Raw genomic sequence first — 496 nt, forward strand, 5'->3', positions numbered from 1 at the left:
GGCAGAATGTGCCGGCACTCCTTTATAAGTATTTGGCGGATATGGCGGTGATGTTTGGGGAGGTGGGGGAATTGCTGGGTGCCGGTGCGCCTTTTGCGCTGGTTGTGGGGCGGAATAAGACTGTGTTGGGAGGGCGGAGTTTTACGATTGACACGCCTGATTTGCTGGCTTTGTTGGCGGTGGATAGGGGTTGGGCGGTGCGGGAGAGGATGGAGTTGGATACGTTCCGCCGGTTTGATGTTCATCATGTGAATTCGATTCGCTCGGAGACGTTGCTGATTTTGGAGAAGCGCGGGTAAGTGTGGGTTGCCGGTGATATAATGGTTGGCATATACACGAGGGTGCTTTACTCTAAGTGCAGGCTAATGACTCGCTTTATTCACGACCAATTCGCTAAAGACTATCTGGAGGAACTGCTATCGCCCTATGGGGAGTGCAAGCGCCACGCCGCGTGGCGGGAGAAGCCAGACAAATCGATGTTTGGTTCGCACCGGCA

At 54.2% G+C, this 496-nt stretch carries 1 protein-coding gene; it reads left to right on the forward strand.

Annotation, left to right across the window (positions count from 1 at the left end; genetic code table 11):
* Window positions 1–299: hypothetical protein (locus OSC10802_RS0136045; RefSeq protein WP_198525376.1), on the forward strand; the 299-nt coding region annotated here is incomplete at its 5' end.
* Window positions 300–496: the final 197 nt, after the last annotated feature.

The organism is Kamptonema formosum PCC 10802 (assembly GCF_000332335.1).
Lineage (GTDB): Bacteria > Cyanobacteriota > Cyanobacteriia > Cyanobacteriales > Oscillatoriaceae > Oscillatoria.